Source organism: Cellulosimicrobium sp. So1_17 (assembly GCF_055181235.1).
Genome location: NZ_CM143702.1, coordinates 3,189,865 through 3,207,571, shown reverse-complemented (window position 1 = coordinate 3,207,571; position 17,707 = coordinate 3,189,865). Strand labels below are relative to the sequence as shown.

The 17,707-nt window shown below is 72.7% G+C and carries 9 protein-coding genes; 2 read left to right on the top strand and 7 right to left on the bottom strand.

All coding sequences use genetic code 11. From position 1 onward, the window contains the following. Positions 1-205 precede the first annotated feature (205 nt). Positions 206-2,626, bottom strand: coding sequence for an MMPL family transporter (locus ACZCLJ_RS14150; protein ID WP_463104171.1), 2,421 nt, complete (start codon positions 2,624-2,626; stop codon positions 206-208). Between the two features lie 187 nt (positions 2,627-2,813). Further along, a complete protein-coding gene (locus ACZCLJ_RS14145; RefSeq protein WP_463104170.1) occupies positions 2,814-6,143 on the bottom strand; it encodes a 3-keto-alpha-glucoside-1,2-lyase-like domain-containing protein in 3,330 nt (1,109 codons plus the stop codon). 162 nt (positions 6,144-6,305) lie between these two features. Between ACZCLJ_RS14145 and ACZCLJ_RS14140 the strand changes: the two genes are divergently transcribed. Both ACZCLJ_RS14140 and ACZCLJ_RS14135 read left to right on the top strand, forming a co-directional pair. Then, a complete protein-coding gene (locus ACZCLJ_RS14140) occupies positions 6,306-7,232 on the top strand; it encodes a PhzF family phenazine biosynthesis protein (RefSeq protein WP_463104169.1) in 927 nt (308 codons plus the stop codon). A 168-nt stretch (positions 7,233-7,400) separates the two neighbouring features. After that, positions 7,401-8,660 carry an MFS transporter gene (locus ACZCLJ_RS14135; RefSeq protein ID WP_463104168.1) on the top strand — a complete coding sequence of 420 codons (1,260 nt, stop codon included), beginning with the start codon at positions 7,401-7,403 and terminating at the stop codon, positions 8,658-8,660. Between the two features lie 32 nt (positions 8,661-8,692). Here ACZCLJ_RS14135 and ACZCLJ_RS14130 read toward each other — a convergent pair whose 3' ends face one another. From ACZCLJ_RS14130 to ACZCLJ_RS14110, 5 genes are all read right to left on the bottom strand, one after another. Then, positions 8,693-9,829 carry a WxL protein peptidoglycan domain-containing protein gene (locus tag ACZCLJ_RS14130; protein ID WP_463104167.1) on the bottom strand — a complete coding sequence of 379 codons (1,137 nt, stop codon included), beginning with the start codon at positions 9,827-9,829 and terminating at the stop codon, positions 8,693-8,695. Between the two features lie 154 nt (positions 9,830-9,983). Next, entirely contained in the window at positions 9,984-11,258 is a 1,275-nt protein-coding gene (locus tag ACZCLJ_RS14125) for a hypothetical protein (RefSeq protein WP_463104166.1), read from the bottom strand. Between the two features lie 39 nt (positions 11,259-11,297). Continuing rightward, the gene (locus tag ACZCLJ_RS14120) at positions 11,298-12,326 is read right to left on the bottom strand and encodes a sugar phosphate isomerase/epimerase family protein (protein ID WP_463104165.1); all 1,029 of its coding nucleotides are present in this window, start codon (positions 12,324-12,326) and stop codon (positions 11,298-11,300) included. 92 nt (positions 12,327-12,418) lie between these two features. After that, on the bottom strand, positions 12,419-16,096 hold the full coding sequence (locus ACZCLJ_RS14115) for a PQQ-dependent sugar dehydrogenase (protein ID WP_463104164.1): 3,678 nt from the start codon (positions 16,094-16,096) through the stop codon (positions 12,419-12,421). A gap of 482 nt (positions 16,097-16,578) precedes the next feature. Then, positions 16,579-17,559 (bottom strand): sugar phosphate isomerase/epimerase family protein, encoded by a 981-nt coding sequence (locus ACZCLJ_RS14110; RefSeq protein ID WP_251152802.1) that lies wholly within the window; start codon positions 17,557-17,559, stop codon positions 16,579-16,581. Between the last annotated feature and the right edge of the window lie 148 nt (positions 17,560-17,707).

The window sequence follows — 17,707 nt, the reverse complement described above, 5'->3', positions numbered from 1 at the left end:
GGAGGACTCTGGTCTCCCCGACCAGGGTCCTCCCCGACGACCGCGGTACGACCTCGCGCAACCGCGGTACTACTTCGGGCGACCGCGGTACTACCTCGCGCAACCGCGGTACTACTTCGAGTGACCCCGGTACTACCTCGCGGAACCGGGGTACTACCTCGCCCAACCCGGGTACTACCTCGGCGAGCGCGGGTGGTGACGCCACTCAGGGAGCCGACGTGTCCGCGGGGGTGGGGCGGGTCGTGGCGGGTCTGGCGGGAGCCCGCGAGGAACGAGCGGGCGGATGGTAGACCCGCCCCACCCCCGCGGAGACGTCGGCGGACCCGACCCCGGCGGAGCCGTCGCCGGCGGAGCCCCCGGACGACCCCGGCCACCAGTTCCACCGCCCCAGCAGCGTCATCGTCGCGGGGAGGAGCAGTCCGCGCACGACGGTCACGTCCAGCACGACGGCGATCGCCATGCCGACGCCGACCTCCTTCATCGCGACGACGTCGCCGATCGCGAACCCGAGGAACACGATGGTGATGGCGACGGCCGCCGTCGTCACCACGGGACCGGTCGCGGTGATCCCGCGCAGGACGGCGCGGTCGTTCGCGACGCGCGCGTCCTCGGCGGGGTCGCGGCGCCGCCACTCCTCGGTGATGCGCGCGAGGAGGAAGACCTCGTAGTCCATCGACAGCCCGAAGACGAGCAGGCACAGCAGCAGCGGTGTCGTGACGTCGAGCGCGCCCCAGGAGTCGAACCCGAGCACGCCCTCGCCCCAGCCCCACCCGAAGATCGCGGTGAGCGCGCCGAGCGTCGCCGCGATGGTCAGTCCGTTGAGCAGCAGCGCCTTGACCGGCACGACGACCGACCGTGTGAGGGCGAGCAGCAGCAGGAACGTCGCGAGGACGACGACCCCGAGCGCGAGCGGCAGGCGCTGCACGAGCTGCGCCTGCGTGTCGACGACCTCGGCCGCGGGCCCGGCCACCTGCACGGCGAGGCTCTGCGCGTCGCCGACGCCGAACCGGGCGTCCCGCAGCTCGCGCACGTCGCGCACGACCTGCTGGGCCTCGGCACCGGTCGCGTCACCGGCGGGCGTGAGGTCGACGACGGTCACGTCGGGGTCGACGGCGTCGAGGTTCAGCCCGGCGTCGACGACGCCGGGCAGCGCGGCGGCCTCGTCGAGGAGGTCCGGAACCCGGGGGTCGTCGACGGGCGCGTCGAGGATCACGGTGACCGGCTCGACGCCGAGGTCGGAGAACCCCGTCGTGAGGGCCTCGTACGCGCGGCGCTCCTCGGCGTCGGCGGGGAGGGACCGCACCTCGGAGCTGCCGAGCGTGAGCGAGCCGAGCGGCGCGGCGAGCACGAGGAGCCCCGCGGTCGCGCCGACGGTCACGAGCACCGCGTGCCGCTGGGCCAGGCGCGCGAAGCGCCCCAGCAGTCCCGTCCCTCCCGACGTCGTCCCGCCCGGCACCGCGGTCCGGTCCGGGGTGGCAGCGTCCCTCGCGCCGGTGGAGGTCCGGCGAGCGGTGTCCGGGCCGGCGGCCGGTCGCGGCAGCCATGGCCGGGACCACGTCCGCACCCCCGGCGCGGGGACGTGGCGGTGCCACGTCGCGACGAGGGCGGGCACGAGCGTGAGGCCGGCGACGGTCGCGACGAGCACGACGACGGCGCCGCCGACGGCCATCCCGGACAGCAGCGGGTCGCCGAGCAGCAGGAGGCCGGTCAGCGCGATGCCGACGGCGACGCCGGAGACGAGCACGGCGCGACCGGCGGTGGCGACGGCCCGGCCGACGAGGACCTCGGTCGCCTCGTCCGGGGCGAGCGATCGTTCCTCGCGGAACCGCGCGACGACGAGCAGGGCGTAGTCGACCGCGAGGCCGAGCCCGAGCAGCGTCACGACGTTCACCGCGAACTCGTTCACGGGAACCACGCCGAGCAGCCCGGAGAGGACGAGCAGCGCGACGGCGATCGTCGCGAGGGCGGCGAGGACCGGCAGGGCCCCGACGCGCAGACCACCCAGCACGACGACGAGCACGACGAGGAGCACGGCGAGCGCGATCCCCTCGCCGACGGCGGCGTCCGTCATGGCGCGGTCGACGAACGCGCGCTCGGCGAGCAGCTCGCCGCCCACCAGCACCTCGGGTGCGTCGACGGTGCGCAGCGCCGCGGCGACCTGGTCCGCGACGGCGAGCGCCGCGTCGTCGTCCAGGGCGGGATCGAGCTCGACGTTCACGAGCGAGCCCTGCCCGTCGTCGCTGATGAGCCCGCCGGCCGTGTAGGCGTCGTAGACGTCGACGACCCCGGGGACGGCGCGGATCTCGGCCATGACCGCGGTCGCGCTCTCGACGAGCGTCGGGTCGAAGAAGTCGCGACCGCTGATCACCGCGCTGACGAGCTCGCCCTCGGGCTCCTCACCGGTCGGGGTCGTGACCTCGGTCAGCCACGCGTCCGCGAGCGCCGACTCGCTGCCCGCGGGTGCGTCGGCGATCGGCTGCGTGCGGTCGAAGACGGCGCCGCCCAGGACGGCACCGGCCACGAGCAGCACCGCCCAGACCGCGAGGACGAGCCCGCGTCGTCGGGCCACGGCGCGACCGAGCCGTTCGAGCATGGGTTCCTCCTCGTCGAGGTGCGCCTCGGTCATGGGCCGGGGCGCGGAAAGGTCTAGCGACCGGTGGGTCGGTGGCCCGAGCAGCGTACGTCGTGACGGGAGCGCCGTCGGACCGCGCTCCCGTCACGCCCGGCCGGCGCGGGCCTGTGGACGGCCCTGCGGACGGGCGAGGGCCTCGCACCCGGCGTGACGCCGGGCGCGAGGCCCCCTGGGTGGTGCGTCAGCCGCAGCTCGCCGCGTCGTACGCGACGTCGAGCTGGGCCGTGCGGCCGTCACCGGACGCGGACACCTGCGCCGCGCCGGCCTCGACCGACGTCGCCCGCGTCGCGAACGACTGGTACGCCGACGCGCCCGGCTGGACGCCGGTCACGGTCTTCGTCCCGAACGGCGTCGTGAGCGTGATGTCCGCAGGCACGGTGTCGGCGTTGGTCGCCCGCACCGCCACGTACGTCTTGCCCGCGAGGCAGCGCACCTGCGCCGTCGCGTCGACCGCCAGCTCCTCGGCGCCCGCGAGGTCCTTCACCCGGATGTTCCGGTAGGAGACCATCTCGCCGCCGCCGTGGTTCTGGATGCCGACGAACCCGCTCGACAGGTCGCGCGCCGGGTCGGTGCTCGTGAAGTCGTTGACGAGCACGTCGTTGAGGTAGATGCGGATGCGGTCTCCCTCGACGCGGATGTCGTACGCGTTCCACTGCCCGACGGGGTTGAGCGCCTCGTCCACGGCGTCCAGGTCAGCGCCCTGGAACGTGTAGACCGCACCGGTCGTGCGGTCGTCGGCGTCCGTGGCGTCGATCTGGATCTCGTAGCCCTGGTTGACCGCGACCCAGGGGTCGTTGCCCGGGTTCGGGAAGCCGACGAACACGCCGCCGTTGTCGTCCTTGGACAGCTTCCAGTCGAGCTTGAGCGAGTACTCGCCGAGCTCCTCGGCCGTGTACCAGAGCAGGCCCATGCCGCCCTCGCCGCGGATCGAGCAGTCGTCCTGCCGACCGAACCCGCCCGGGCCGGCCATGCGCCACCCGGCGTCGAGGCTCGCGAGCGTCCCGTCGAACAGGGCGGTGTAGCCCTCCTCGACCTCACCCGGGGTGCAGATGTCCGGGGTCTCGCCCACGGAGAGGACGTCGAGGTTGACGTTGCCCTCGTCGCCGTCCTCGTACCGGAGCGTGATGGTGTTCGTCCCGGCCTGGAGCTCGAGGTCGCGCGTCTGCGTGCCCCAGTTCTTCCAGTCACCGGTCGTCGGGAAGTTCCACTGCCCGAGGTCCTCGCCGTTGACGTGGAGCGACACGTTCTTCGCCCGCAGCTCGGTGTAGGGGTGGATGCCGTTCGCGTACCGCACGTTCACGGGATAGGTCCCCGCCTCGTCGACGGTCACGGTGAACGTGCGGCCGGAGCCCACGTTCGTCATGCCGGCGGCGAAGCCGGTGCCCGAGTAGTTGCTGTGGTCGGCGGCGATGCTGGAGCCACCGAGCGGCTGCGCCGTCTCGGCCTCGTACCAGCCGCGGTCGGCCGGCGCGACGTAGCCCGGCAGCGAGTTGAGCGTGTACCAGGCCTCGGTGCTGAGGAGCTCGGTGCCCTCGGCCGAGGCGAACGGACGCGGGGAGCGCAGGTGCACGACGTGCCCCGGCTTGAGGCCGTCCACCTGCAGCGTGACGGTCGTGCGGTCCTCGGACACCTGGGCGTCCGTGACGAACACCGGCTGCTCGTCGACCTTGGGGCCGCCGTACTGCTGCGTCGGCACGTAGCGCCACTGCTTGAGCTGGTACGCGTCCGCCAGGTTCGCCACGACCTCGTCGGAGACGGGGTCGGTGTACTCGATCTCGAAGCCGCCCTCGACGACGCGCATCTCCTTCATGTCGAAGGAGTCCTCGTTGACGGGCGTGAGCTTCTGGAGGCCGAAGCGCAGCTTGCCGGACTCGCCCCAGTTGCCGCCCTCGCCGGTGCCGCCGACGTACAGCGCGCCGTCGGGACCGGTGAGGACACGGTTGACGCCGACCTCGAGGCCCGCGGTGTGGCGGAAGACCGCACCCTGGAACTCGCCGTCGACCTTCTCGAGGAACGCGCGCTGGATGCCGCCGTAGGTGACGTCGCCGAGCAGCATCTGGCCGGCGAACTCACCCTCCTCGACGAGGATCGGGTTGCCCGGGGAGTTGGCGATCTCGTTCTGCGGGAGCCACACGGCGGGCGGGGTCACGGGGTTGGTGTCGAACGGCCCGGCGGGGTTCGTGAAGTGGTTGAAGAACCGGTCCTGCTCGATGTGCACGAGCTTGTTCGACGGGAGCCACGCGCCCTGGTTGTCCGTCGCGAACAGCTCGCTCTCCGGGCCGAAGCCGATGCCGTTGGGGGTGCGCAGACCGCCCGCGACGTAGGTGACCTCGCCGGTCTCGCGGTCGATCTTGATCGACGTGCCGCGGTTCTGGGCAGGCTGGGGGTTGGTCGTCGCGCCGCCGTTGTCGATCGCGACGGACAGGTTCACGTAGAAGTAGTCCTCGTCGTGGACGAGGCCGAACGCGAACTCGTGGAAGTTGCCGCCGTCGGGCCACTCCGCGATCTTCGTGTGGACGTCGTAGAACCCGTCGCCGTCGGGGTCGGTGAGCTGCGTGAGCTGGTACCGCTCCGAGACGAAGATCGAGTCCTCGATGACCTCGATGCCCATGGGGTTGAGGAGCTCGTCCGCGACCTTCGTCACCGTGACGTCCTCGGGGCCGTCGGCGTCGACGACGCCGTCGAGGAAGTACACCTCGCCCGACACCGGGTCGGGTCGCCAGCCGCCGGAGCTGACCTCGCCCGTCGTGACGACGGCGAGCTGCTCGTCCGGGGTGAACGCGAGACCCGAGACCTTGGGCTCGAAGCCCTCGGGGCGCAGGTCGGTGAGCTCGTAGTTGGGGTTGACGGTGTCGAGCCGCAGGCCGTCGCCGGCGGTGTCGCTGTCGCCCTCGCAGTACTTGTAGCCGGGCGCGGTCACGCGCACGACGTCCGCCTCGGTGCTCAGCACCGACTGGGGGACGACCTCGAAGGTCGAGCTGCCCGGCTTCTTCCACGCGAGCGTGAGGCGCTGCTTGTCGCCGCCCTCGTAGTAGTCGACGCGGAGCGCGTGCACGCCTGCCGTGAGCGTGGCGTTCCCCTCGACGGACGTCGAGTCGTTCGGCCCGTCGTTCTCGATGACCTGCTGGTCGTCGATGTAGACGATCGCGCCGTCGTCGTTGGTGACGCGGAAGGTGTACTGCCCCGCGGTCTCCACCGTCAGGTTGGCGGTGACCTGGGAGATGAACCGGTCCTCGGCCCCGAACTGCTCGGCCGTCGTCCAGTCGATCGTCGGCATGAGCTTGTCGACGTTCGGGGTCTGGCCCGACTTCAGGGTGCACACCGCACCGGGGTCCGACGCGAGCTGGAAGGTCCGCAGCGTGACGCCGGGTTCCTGCTCGGGCAGGTCTGCGGCCCCTGAGGGAGCGGCGAGACCGGTGACGGCGACGGCGCCGAGGGCGAGGGCGGCGATGCCGCGCCGTCGTCTGGCGACGCCGTTCCGAGGTGGTGGGGGTGACGTGCGTACGAGCATCTTCGCTCCTCGTGAGGCCGACCGGACCGGCGGGGACAACGCTGTCTCCCCGTCGATGACAACGCTGGACAATGTAACCCCGGTTCAGCCGTCCTGTCGACAACTTCTGTCAAAGGATCGGCAAAAGTCACCCGTCGCGCGCCGCCGCGTAGGCTCGCTCGTATGAGTGCACGCCACGGCGACGTCGACCCGTCGCGACCGTTCGCGCAGGTCGACGTCTTCACGGCCGTCCCGACGTTCGGCAACCCGGTGGCCGTCGTGCTCGACGGCGACGGGCTGAGCGACGAGCAGATGGCCGCCTTCGCGCGGTGGACCAACCTCTCCGAGACGACGTTCGTCCTGCCGCCCACGGCACAGGGCGCCGCCGACGGTGCCGACTACCGCCTGCGCATCTTCACCCCCGCAGGCGAGCTGCCGTTCGCCGGGCACCCCACCCTCGGCTCGTGCCACGCCTGGCTCGAGGCGGGCGGCACGCCCCGGGCGAGCGGCGTCGTCGTGCAGGAGTGCGGCGTGGGCCTCGTGACGATCCGGAGGGGTGTCGACGCCGGCGACGACTCCGGCTCCCTCGCCTTCGCCGCGCCGGCCCTCCTCACCGACGCTCCGCTCGGCGACGACGAGCTCGGTGCGATCGTCGCGGCGCTCGGCGTCCCCGCCGACGCCGTCGTGGACCACCGGCTCCTCGACAACGGACCCGGCTGGCGCGTCGTGCTGCTCGACTCGGCGGAGCGCGTCGCGGCGCTCGCGCCCGACTTCACGGCACTGCGCGCGCAGCACCCGGACCTGTCCGTGGGCGTCGTCGGCCTCTACGCCTCCCGGTCCGACGACGCGTCCGGGCCCGACGGCGCAGCGGCCGAGGTGCGCGGCTTCGCCCTGGCCATGGGCATCCCCGAGGATCCCGTGACCGGGTCGCTCAACGCGGTCGTCGGGCAGTGGCTCGTGCGCGACGAACGGCTGCCCGACCGGTACGTCGCCGCGCAGGGCGCCGCCCTCGGTCGTGCGGGCCGGGTGCGCGTCGAGCGCGACGACGCGGGGACGGTGTGGGTCGGCGGCGACTGCGTCACGGTCGTCGCGGGTACCGTCCGCCTCTGACCGGCCGGCCGCCGGACCCCGCGCTACCGCCGCGCTGCCGCCGGGCTGCCGCCGAACCATGGGCCGTGTGCCGCTGGCTGCCCCGAACCCCGGGTTGCGCGCCGTTGTACGGATTCAGCGACCTGCAACCCGGGGTTCGGCGGCACGACGCTCCGTAGACTGCGGCAAGTGTCAAGACTCCCAACGGTTTCCGGGAACACCCCTGCCCAGGCCGCCGACGCCGCCACGGTGGCGCGCGCCCGCTGGGCGCTCATGGCGCAGTTCGCCCTCTTCGGGGTCGTCGGCACGTCGTGGATGAGCCGCCTGCCGTCGGTCCGCGACGCGCTCGGGCTGAGCTCCGGACAGCTCGGGGCGCTGCTCGTGGTGGGTGGGCTCGGCACGCTCTCCGCGGTCGTCGTGACCGGGGCGGTCGTCGCACGGTTCGGCAGCCGCACGACGCTCGTCGTCGCGACGGCGGGCAACGTCGTCGGGTTCGCGCTCGTCGCGGCCGGCACCGGAACGGGGAGCGTCGGGCTCTTCGCGGTGGGCGCGTTCGTGAACGGTGCGTGCGGCGCGCTGACCAACGTGCCGATCAACATCTGCGCGGCCTCCGTGGAGCAGCACGTCGGGCGGGCGATCCTGCCCCACTTCCATGCCGCGTTCTCCATCGGTGCGGCGTGCGGCGCGCTCGTCGCGGCGGCGTTCTCGTGGGCCCACGTCGGCATCACGGCCCAGCTCGTCGTGGTGAGCCTCGCCGTCGCCGTCGCCCGTGCCACGTTGATCCGCCCGGCCACGGCGCTCGCCCCCGAGCACGCGGGCGGGACCGCCTCGCCCCGCCGCGGAGCCGGTGTCCGCGCGGCGCTCGCCGCCTGGCGCGAGCCGCGCACGCTGCTCATCGGGCTCGTCCTGCTCGCGTCGTCGCTGTCGGAGGGATCGGCCGGGAACTGGCTGTCGATCGCCGTCGTGGACGGGTTTGCGGTGCGCGAGGCGGTCGGGGCGGTCGCGTACGGCACGTTCGTGGGCGCGATGACGGTGTTCCGGTTCGCGGGGACCGGGCTCATCGACCGGTTCGGCCGCGTCACGGTGCTGCGCGCCTCCGGGGCGTCGGCGCTCGTCGGGCTCCTCGCGTTCGGTCTCGCACCGAGCCTGCCGCTCGCCTGGGTCGGGATCGTGCTCTGGGGGTGCGGCGCCGCCCTCGCGAACCCGGTCGCGATCGCCGCCGCGTCCGACGACCCGGCGCACGCCGGCCCGCGGGTCGCGGTCGCGACGTCGTTCTCCACCGTCGCGATGCTCAGCGCACCGCCCCTGCTCGGCCTGCTCGTCGACGGTGTCGGGGCGCGCCACGCGCTGCTCGTCCTCTGCGCCGCCACCGTGCTCAGCCTCGCCGTCGCCGGGGCCGTCCGCCCGGTGGCGGAGCCGCGCCCGGCGCGCGACGGCTCGGCCGTCTGACGCGGGACCGGGCCGGGTCGTCCGACGCGGGCTCAGACCCCGGTCGGGTCGCGGTCCCCCGCCGCGACGGCGTCGGCAGCCTCGCGCTCGGCGAGGGCGGCGGCGACCGCCGCGTCGACGGCGCGCTGCTGCGCGGCCTTCGCGCGGCGGCGCGCCCGGACCCGCCACACCACGAGCGCGACGACGAGGACGAGCAGCCCGAGCGCGACCCACGGGACCGCCCACGTGGACGCGGAGGCCGTCACGCCGGGCACGACGACCTCGGGATCGGGGACGGTGCCCGGCAGGGGCACGACCTCGCCGCCGACGGTGAGCGTCCCGTCGAGCCGCACGAGCGGCCGCACGCCGTCGACCTCGACCGTGCGCTCGACCGACGACCCGGGCAGGAGCTCGGGGACGTCGACGGAGGCTGCGGCGCCGCCCGCGAGGCCGAACGGACCGGTCACGCGGACGGACGTCGCCGGGGCGACCCGGGTGTTGCCCTCGTTGCGCACCGTGAAGCGCATCGTCGCGGTCCCCGCCGCGAACGGGTTGAACGTGCCCTCGTACTCCAGGTGGACGTCCTCGACGACGAGCGCGGGAACGAGGTCGCCCTGGACGCGCAGGTGGACGCGGGAGCCGAGGCGGCGGTCGGTCGTCACGCCGTCGTCCGCGGCGACGACGAGGGACGAGACCACCCCGGCGGCGTAGTCGCCGGGCGTGGCGTCCTGGGGCACGGTCAGCGTGAAGGGGACCTCGACGCTCTCCTGCGGCGGGACCTCGATCCCCGGCTGGGCGAGCACGATCCACGACCCGAGCGCCGTCGACTCCTCGCCGGTCGGGAGGAGGTCCAGGGTGCCGTCGTCGGTGAGGAACCCGTCCGCCGCGTAGACCCCGAGGGCGAGCGGCTCGTCGCCGTGGTTCGTCACGACGATCGCGTCCTGGACCGAGCCGCCCGGCGCGAGCGAGTACGCGAAGTTGGGACGGTCGGTGCCCTGCGCGGTGTCGGCGGGGCGGAAGCCCCACTGCACGGTCGTCGAGGACTCGGGCGCGGGCTCGACGTCCGCCGTCGCGACGGCGGCGGGAGCGACGAGCACCGCGAGCGTCAGGACCGGCGCGGCGAGCACGGCGAGCACGCGCCGCAGGCGTGCGCTCGCGGACGAGAGAGGGTTCGTGCGGCGGTCGGTCATGGTGCTGGGTCCTTCGTCGGTGATGCTCGGGCGGCGGTGCCCGTCCGGTGGAGACGGGGGCCCGCCGGTGCCTGACCATACGGCCGGCCGCCACGGCGCTCGTGACGGCCGGCCGCACCCCGCTCCCCTCGGCCCGGGGGGCGGGGCGGGTGGATCACCCCAGAGCGGTCAGGGTGATCGTCGCGGTGTACGTGCCGCGCGGGGTGTCGAGCGGCAGCTTGAGGTCGAGGGTCGCCCCGACCACGGACGCGCCGCGCGCGTGACCCTCGTCGGCCCGCGCGAGGGTGCGGGCCTGCGCGAGGCCCTCGCCCTCGTCGAACCCGGACGCCACGTGCTCGCCGGCGATCGCGTCGCCGCCGTTCTCGAGGACGCCCGGCGTCCAGCCGAGGTACTTGCCCTCGACGGTCTGCCCGCCCGCGACGAAGTCGGACACCTGGCCGGTGACCGACCACGCCGGGTCGCCCGCACGCGTGTCCTGCACGCGCACCGGGACGAGCTGGCCCATCGCCTGGTAGTAGCTCAGCTCCTCGGTGGCGACACCGAGGTCGACGAGGCTCGACGAGCCCTCGAGCTGCCACGTGAGCTCGCCGCCCGACTGCGCCGGGACGGTGACGGCCACGGCCTGGTCGCCCTCGGGAGCCGGTGCGGGCGCCTCGCCCGAGTGGTCGCCGTCGACGCCACCCGCGGTGTTGCCGGGACCGAACGCCGCCGCCGGGTCGTTGCCCGACGTCCGGATCGTGCCCTGCACGGCCGTGCCGGCGACCCGGAGGTTGCCCGAGTTGTCCGTGAGCACGAGGTCGCCCGCGACGGCGTTGCCCCACTCGTCGGCCTGGCCGTCGGTGGTCGCCCCGACGAGCAGGTCGCGCTGGCCGTTGCTCACCGTGAGCGAGCCGCCGACGACCGCACCGGCGACGGACACGCCGTACGCCGAGCCGTCGAGCGTCGCGTCGCCGTGCACCGAGGTGCGCAGCAGGTCGACGTAGCTCGCCTCCTGGGTCAGGAGCGTGCCGGTGATCGTCGAGTCGTTGATCTCGACGTCGATGCCCCCGGCCGCGACGTCGCCACCGACGGTGAGGTCGTTGAGGTACAGGAACCCGACCCGCGTGTCGGCGGAGTACGCGCTCACGTCGCCCCCGACGCTCGTGCCGTCGAGCGAGACGCCGTACGCGTCGGTCGCGACGACGTCGCCACCGACCGTCACGGACGTCGCGTCGAGCCAGCCCTCGGGCTCGACGACCACGTCGCCCTCGACGGTCGCGCCGCCCAGGACGCAGTCGACGCCGCCGGGGACCACGAGGTCCCCGCTGATCGTCTGGTCACCGAGGTCGCCCGTGCACTCGACGTCCGCGGCGTGCGCCGCCGGGGCGACCACCGTGGCCGTCGCCAGCGCGAGCAGCGCGGCGGACGGGACCTTCCACTTCCATGTCATGCGTGCTTCTCCTTCGAAAGAAACGTGTGGTCGGTCGCGTCAGCCGCGGAGCGAGGAGATCTCGCCGTAGCTGCGCCGGGCGTTGCCCAGGGAGTTGAGCTCGTTGCCGGGCTCCGCCACGGTCGCGGCGTTGTCCTGCTCGTACATGCCGAAGCGCTGACCGCGGTCGCGCAGCTCCGAGAGGAAGGCGGCGTAGGGGATGTTCCCGGCGCCGAACTCGATGATGTCGTAGCCGTTCGTGCTCGCCTCGTTCGTCTTGCCGTCCTTGAGGTGCAGGATCGGGAAGCGGCGCGGGTCGGCCTTGACGTACTCGATCGGCTCGAACCCCGGGTACAGGTGACGGCCGACGTAGGCCCAGTACACGTCCATCTCGAAGAAGACGAGCTCGGGGTCGAGGTTCTCCCACAGCAGGTCGTAGACGCGCGTGCTCGGGTCGTCGCTCGTGAAGTTGAACTCCTGGGCGTGGTTGTGCGAGTAGAGCTTCAGGCCTGCCGCCTTCGCCTTCGCGCCCATCTGGTTCCACACGTCGGTCGCCTGGAGCCACGCGTCCTTCGGCACCGGGCCGCCGTAGCCGCCCGCGATCGGGCCGCCCTGCCCGAGGTGCGGCATGCCGAGCACGAGCGCCTTCTCGATCTCGGCGTCGATGTTGTTGAGGTTGAGGTTGACGTGGGCGCCCGCGGCGCGCAGGCCGTTGTCGTCGAGGAGCTGGCGGATCTCCGGCACGGTGATCGCGCCCACGTTGCCCTGCGTGTACCCGGCGAACTCGATCTCGGAGTAGCCGATGTCCGCCAGCTCCTCGAACACCTGGCGGAAGCCGAGCGAGCTGACCTTGTCGCGGACGGTGTAGAGCTGGATGCCGATGCGGTTGACGGGGACCAGGCGCCCGCGACCGCCCGAGGGGGCGGGCGCTGCGGCCAGACCCGAGCCGCCGAGCGCGCTGGCCGCCGCCGGGCCGAGGATCGCCCCCGCACCCACGGCGACCGACGACGCGGCCAGCGCCTTGAGCAGGTTGCGACGGCTCATCGGCTTGGCCGGGACCGTCGGGTGGTGGTGGTGCTGTGAACTCATGTCTCTCCTTCGAGGTGAGCCGCCCCGGGACAGCCCGGGGACGTCCGGTGGGCCGGTGGCCCGGGCGCGAGGCCCGGGCCACCGGCGAACGGTCAGCTGCGGACCGTGAGGTTGAACGTCGCCGAGCTCTTCGCGACACCGGCGGAACCGGCGTACTGGGCCTGCACCTGGTAGGTGCCGGTCTCCCCGAGCCTGGGCAGCGTCACGACGACGTCACCGGCCGCGTCGAGCGTCCCGGTACGGGTCGCGACGGTGACGTTGTTCTTCTTGACGGTCAGGACGACGTCACCCGTGGCGACGACGCCGGTCGACGGCTCGACGTGCAGCGTCGCCTTGGCGGCGACCGCCGGCTTCACCGGGTTCGGCATGACCGACCCGGTCAGGGTCGACCTCGCCTGGGCCACGGTGAGCCGAGCCCCGGCCGACGACGCCTTGAAGGTGCCGTCCGCCTGGTACGTGGCCTTGACGACGTGCGTCCCGACGGCGAGCGACGGGTCGATCGCGATCGTCGCGGTGCCCTCGGCGAGGGTCCCGCGGCCGACCTCGGCGTCACCCGCCGTGAGCACGACCTCGCCGGTGGGCACGCCGCCCTCGCCGGCGACCGTCACGACCGCCTCGCCCGGGTCGCCGTAGGTGACGCGAGCGGCACCGAGCGCGATGCTCGTGGTCGACTCCACCGTCGGCTCGTCGGGTGCGTCGAGGTCGATCGTGAACGACGCGCTGCCGAGCTCGGAGACGTTGCCCCCGGTGTCGGTCGCCCGGTACTGCAGGTCGTACGTGCCGTTCTCCGAGAACGCGACGGAGTACTGCTGGCGCGACGAGAGCGCCTGCCACGTCGCCCCGGCGTCGCGCGAGTACTCCACGCTCCGGATCGCCCCGTCGTCGGTGGCACCCACCGAGAACGTGACCGGCTCGTTGAAGACCCCGCCCACCCCGGTCGGCTCGGCCGGCGCGAGGGTGTGGACCACGGTCGGGGCCGTGACGTCGGCGACGCCGGCACCGATCATCGTGATGGCGTCGAGCGCGAGGTCGTCCGCCGAGGTGACGAAGAGCTGACCGCTGCCCTCGGGAGCGTCGAACGCGATCTCGACGTCCTTCCAGCCGGCGCCCCCCGGGATCGTCGCCGTCGCGAAGGGAGCCGCGTCGACGGCACCCCAGCGCAGCTGGACCTGGCCGGCGCCGTTCGCCCGGACGACCGCCCCGTCGATCCCGGCGAAGTTCACCGGGTCGAAGCGCAGGAAGTCGCCGCCCGCACCGAGGCCGCGGACGGCCGTGCCGCCCGACGCCGTCTCGTCGGCGTACACGACGACGCCCTGACGCTGCGTCGCGTGCTCCGGCTGCTGGAGCTTCGGGTTGAGGCGGACGGTGGCCTCGCCCTGGGCCGGGGGCAGCCCGTTGTGACCGGCGTCCGTGTACGTGACGACGACCGCACCGTAGAGCTGTGCGCCCGGCCCGTGCTCGGGCGAGTTCGGGTCGGTCAGCCACGCACCCGTGCAGCCCGTGCCCGTGTTCTCCGGGTGGGCGTGCTCGTCGTGACCGAGGCCGTACGTCCACGCGACGCGCGAGCACACGGTCCCGCCACCGCTCGGAGCCTCCTCGAAGGCCGCCGCGTAGGCCGTGACCACGCCCTGCACCATCTCCGCCGACAGTGCGCCGCCGGACAGCGCGACGAGCTCGTTGAGGCTGTACCCGCTGATCTCGCCGAGCGTCTCCGCGTCGATCCCGAGGTTCTCGACGAGGACGTCGTGACCGATCTGGTCCGCGAGCCACGCGCTGATCGGGGAGTCCGCGGTGAGGTGCGGCTCCGGCGTCTCGACGGAGGCGTCGTCCTCGGCGTCGGTCGTCGTGACCCGGTAGGGGATCGCGTTGCCCCAGTCGAAGAACGAGCCGTTGCCCGGGTAGTCCACCGTGACCTCGGGCGCCTGGTTGCCGACCGAGATGACGCGCGAGGTGAGCCCGCGCCGGCCGCCGTCGTCCGTCGCCCGGAGCCGTGCCGTGTAGGCACCGATCTCGGTGTAGGTGTGCGTCGCCTGCGCGCCCGTGTAGTCGTACGTGCCGTCGCCGTCGACGTCCCACTCGTAGGTGAGGGTGTCACCGTCGGGGTCGGACGACGTCGAGGCGTCGAACGTGACCTCGAGCGGGGCCTCGGACGACGAGTTCGGCGTGGCGGTGAACCGCGCCTGCGGGGACTTGTTCCCCTCGACGTAGTCGATGCGGTAGAGGCCCGCGTCGGGGTTGGCGCGGAAGAAGCCGTCGCCGTAGTCGAGCACGTACATCGAGCCGTCCGGACCGATCTCGATGTCCATCGGGTTGTCGTGGATCGGCTGCGCGGCGCTCGTCAGTGCCGAGTTCGGCAGGAAGTCCTCGATGTGCGTGACGTCGAACGTCGACCAGTCGACGGTGATCGCCGCGATGTAGTCCTGCGAGAACTCGCCCATGAACGCCTTGCCGTCCCAGTACTCGGGCAGCTTGGTGGTCGACGGGTTGTCGGCGTCGTAGTGGTAGACCGGGCCGCCCATCGGCGCCTGGCCGTTGCTCGTCCCGAAGTTCACGAGCTCGTCCCACGGCTGGTCGCCCGGCTCGTCGCCGTAGTACAGCGTCGCGGGGCGCGGTGCCGGGAGGTCGACGAGGCCGGTGTTCCAGCGGGACGTGTTCTGCAGGTTCTCCGGGTCGAAGAACTCCCCCGCGGTCGACGTCTCGAAGTCCCAGTCGTTGTACGCGAAGTTGTCGCCCGTCATGAAGGGCCAGCCCGCGTTGTGCGGGTCGTCGAGGCTCGCGACGTTCCACTCGACGTAGCCCATCGGGCCACGGTCGTTGGCGTCGGCGACGGCCTTGGTCGCGTCCGGCCCGTAGTCGCCCCACGAGATCGAGCTCGTCTCCGGGTCGACCTCGAAGCGGAACGGGTTGCGCACGCCCATGATGAAGATCTCGGGCCGGGTGTTCTCGGTGCCCGGGGCGAACAGGTTGCCCTCGGGGATCGTGTACGTCCCGTCCTCCTCGACGTGGATCCGCAGGATCTTGCCGCGCAGGTCGTTGGTGTTCCCCGCGCCGCGGCGCGAGTCGAAGCCCGGGTTCATCCCCGGCGCGTCGTTGTTGGGCGCGAAGCCGTTGGCGCCGGGCGTGCTCGCGGGCGTGTTGTCGCCCGTCGTGAGGTAGAGGTTGCCCTCGCCGTCGAAGTCGATGTCGGCCCCGACGTGGCAGCACTGCCCGCGCTGGACCTCGACGTCGAGGATGACCTGCTCGCTCGACAGGTCGAGCGCGTCGTCGGTCCACTGGAAGCGCGACAGACGGTTGACGCCCACCCACTGGTCCCAGTAGCTCTCGTCGGCGCCGGCGGGCAGCGAGTTCGGGGCGTTCCCCGTGGGGGTGTCGGGCTGCCCGTCGCCGTCGGCGTCGATCGGCGCGTAGACGAGGTAGACCCAGCCGTTCTCCGCGAACGCGGGATCGAGCGCGATGCCCTGGAGCCCATCCTCCGAGTTCGCGTAGACGGGGACCTGGTTGATCGTGCGCGTAGTGCCCGTCGCCGGGTCGGTGAGCCGGATGTCGCCGTTGCGCGCGGTGTGCAGCACGCGCGAGTCCGGCAGGATCGCCATGTCGAGGGGTTCGCCGACGTTCTTCGTCAGCAGGACCTTCTCGTAGTTCGACCAGTCGAGCGCGGTGTCGGCACCGGGCTCGGCCCCGTGGTCGACGCCGTCGTGCGCGGTCGCGGGCGCGACCGCCAGGCCTACGCCTGTCAGCGCGAGGGCGCCGGCGGCGAGTGCGGCCGTCATCCCTCTGCTCAGGCGTGACCGCCTGCGGATATCCTTCATGTGATGCCACTCCTGTGAGGTTTCAGTCGCCTGTGAGGGGTCATCCGGACCGGGTCGCCCCCGTCGCGCCAACGACGGAATCGGGTGGCCCGGTCTGTGTGTGTGGACTGGTGGGGCGCGGACGGGCGCCCGGCGTCGTGTCCTCCTCGTCTCGTCGTCGAGCGAAGCTCCCGCACGTCGGCGTGCGGGAGGAAGTACCTCTCCGGCCCCTGCGCGGTGCGCGGAGCGGGCGGGCGTCGGGTACGTTCACCTACCGCCCGGTCGTTATCCTACGGACCTTCTGTCAGGTGTCAATCAAAAGTTGGAAGTTGATCGTTAGTTGGGTTCCAGCGCACCCGCAGACGCCGCGATCCCCGCAGCGGCCCTGGTTCCAGGGTGCTGCGGGGATCGCGGGAGACCCGCCGTCGAACGGACCAGGTCGGTGCGGGACGTCCGCCGCGACGTCAGCCGCGCAGGCCGAGCAGCGCCGCGTAGCTGCGCTCCGCGTTGCCGAACGAGTCGACCGGGTTCGGCGGGACCGCCGTCGTCGGGGCGTTGTCCTGCTCCCAGATGCCGTACCGGGTCCCGCGCGCCTTCGTGGCCCGGAGGAACTCGCGGTACGGCAGGTCGCCGGCGTCGAACTCGATGATGTCGAACCCGTTGGGGTTCGCCGCGTTGCGGTCGCCGTCCTTCAGGTGCAGCAGCGGGTAGCGGTGCGGGTTGTCCCGGACGTAGTCGATCGGCTCGAAGCCCGGGAAGCGGTACTGGCCGACGAAGGCCCAGTACACGTCCATCTCGAGGAACACCGTCCGCGGGTCCGTGTTGTCGAAGAAGACGTCGTAGAGGCGCACGTCCGGCTGGTCCGTGGCGAACGCGAACTCGCCGGCGTGGTTGTGCTGGTAGAGCTTGAGGCCCGCCGCGCGCGCCTGCTCCCCCCAGGCGTTGAACTCGTCGGCCGCCGCGCGGTACCCGGCGACGGTGTTGACGTTGGTCGGCGCGTTCGCGGTCCCGACATGCGGCATGCCGAGGACGTTGGCGATCTCGAGCTGGCGCGGGAGGTCGTTGCGCAGCGCGTTGAGGCCGACGTGCGAACCGACGGCGCTGAGCCCGTTGTCGTCGAGGAGCTGCCGGATCTCCTCCGGCGTGATCGGCCCGACCTGGCCCTGGTTGTAGCCCGCGAACTCGATCTCGGAGTACCCGATGTCGGCGAGCTGCTCGAAGACCGCGCGGAACCCGAGGCTCGAGACCTTGTCGCGGATCGAGTACAGCTGGATGCCGATCTTGCCGGGGGGCAGCAGCCGGCCGTTGCCGGCTGCCGCGAGCGGCCCGGCGGTGGGTGTCGCCGCGCTCGCCGCCGGGGCGGCGGCGGCACCGAGGCCGACGGCCACGGTCGACGTCGCGAGCGCCTTGATGAGGCTGCGACGTGTCATCTGGGACGTGCTCATCGTCTCTCCTTCGAGGGATGACCGATCTGTGTCCTTGCAGGTCAGGGCATCACGCCCTGCGGCTGATCCTCCTCGTCTCGCCGTCGAGCGGGACCCCTCGCACGTCGTCGTACGAGAGGAGCGGCCACCGCACACGGCGCAGCGTGCG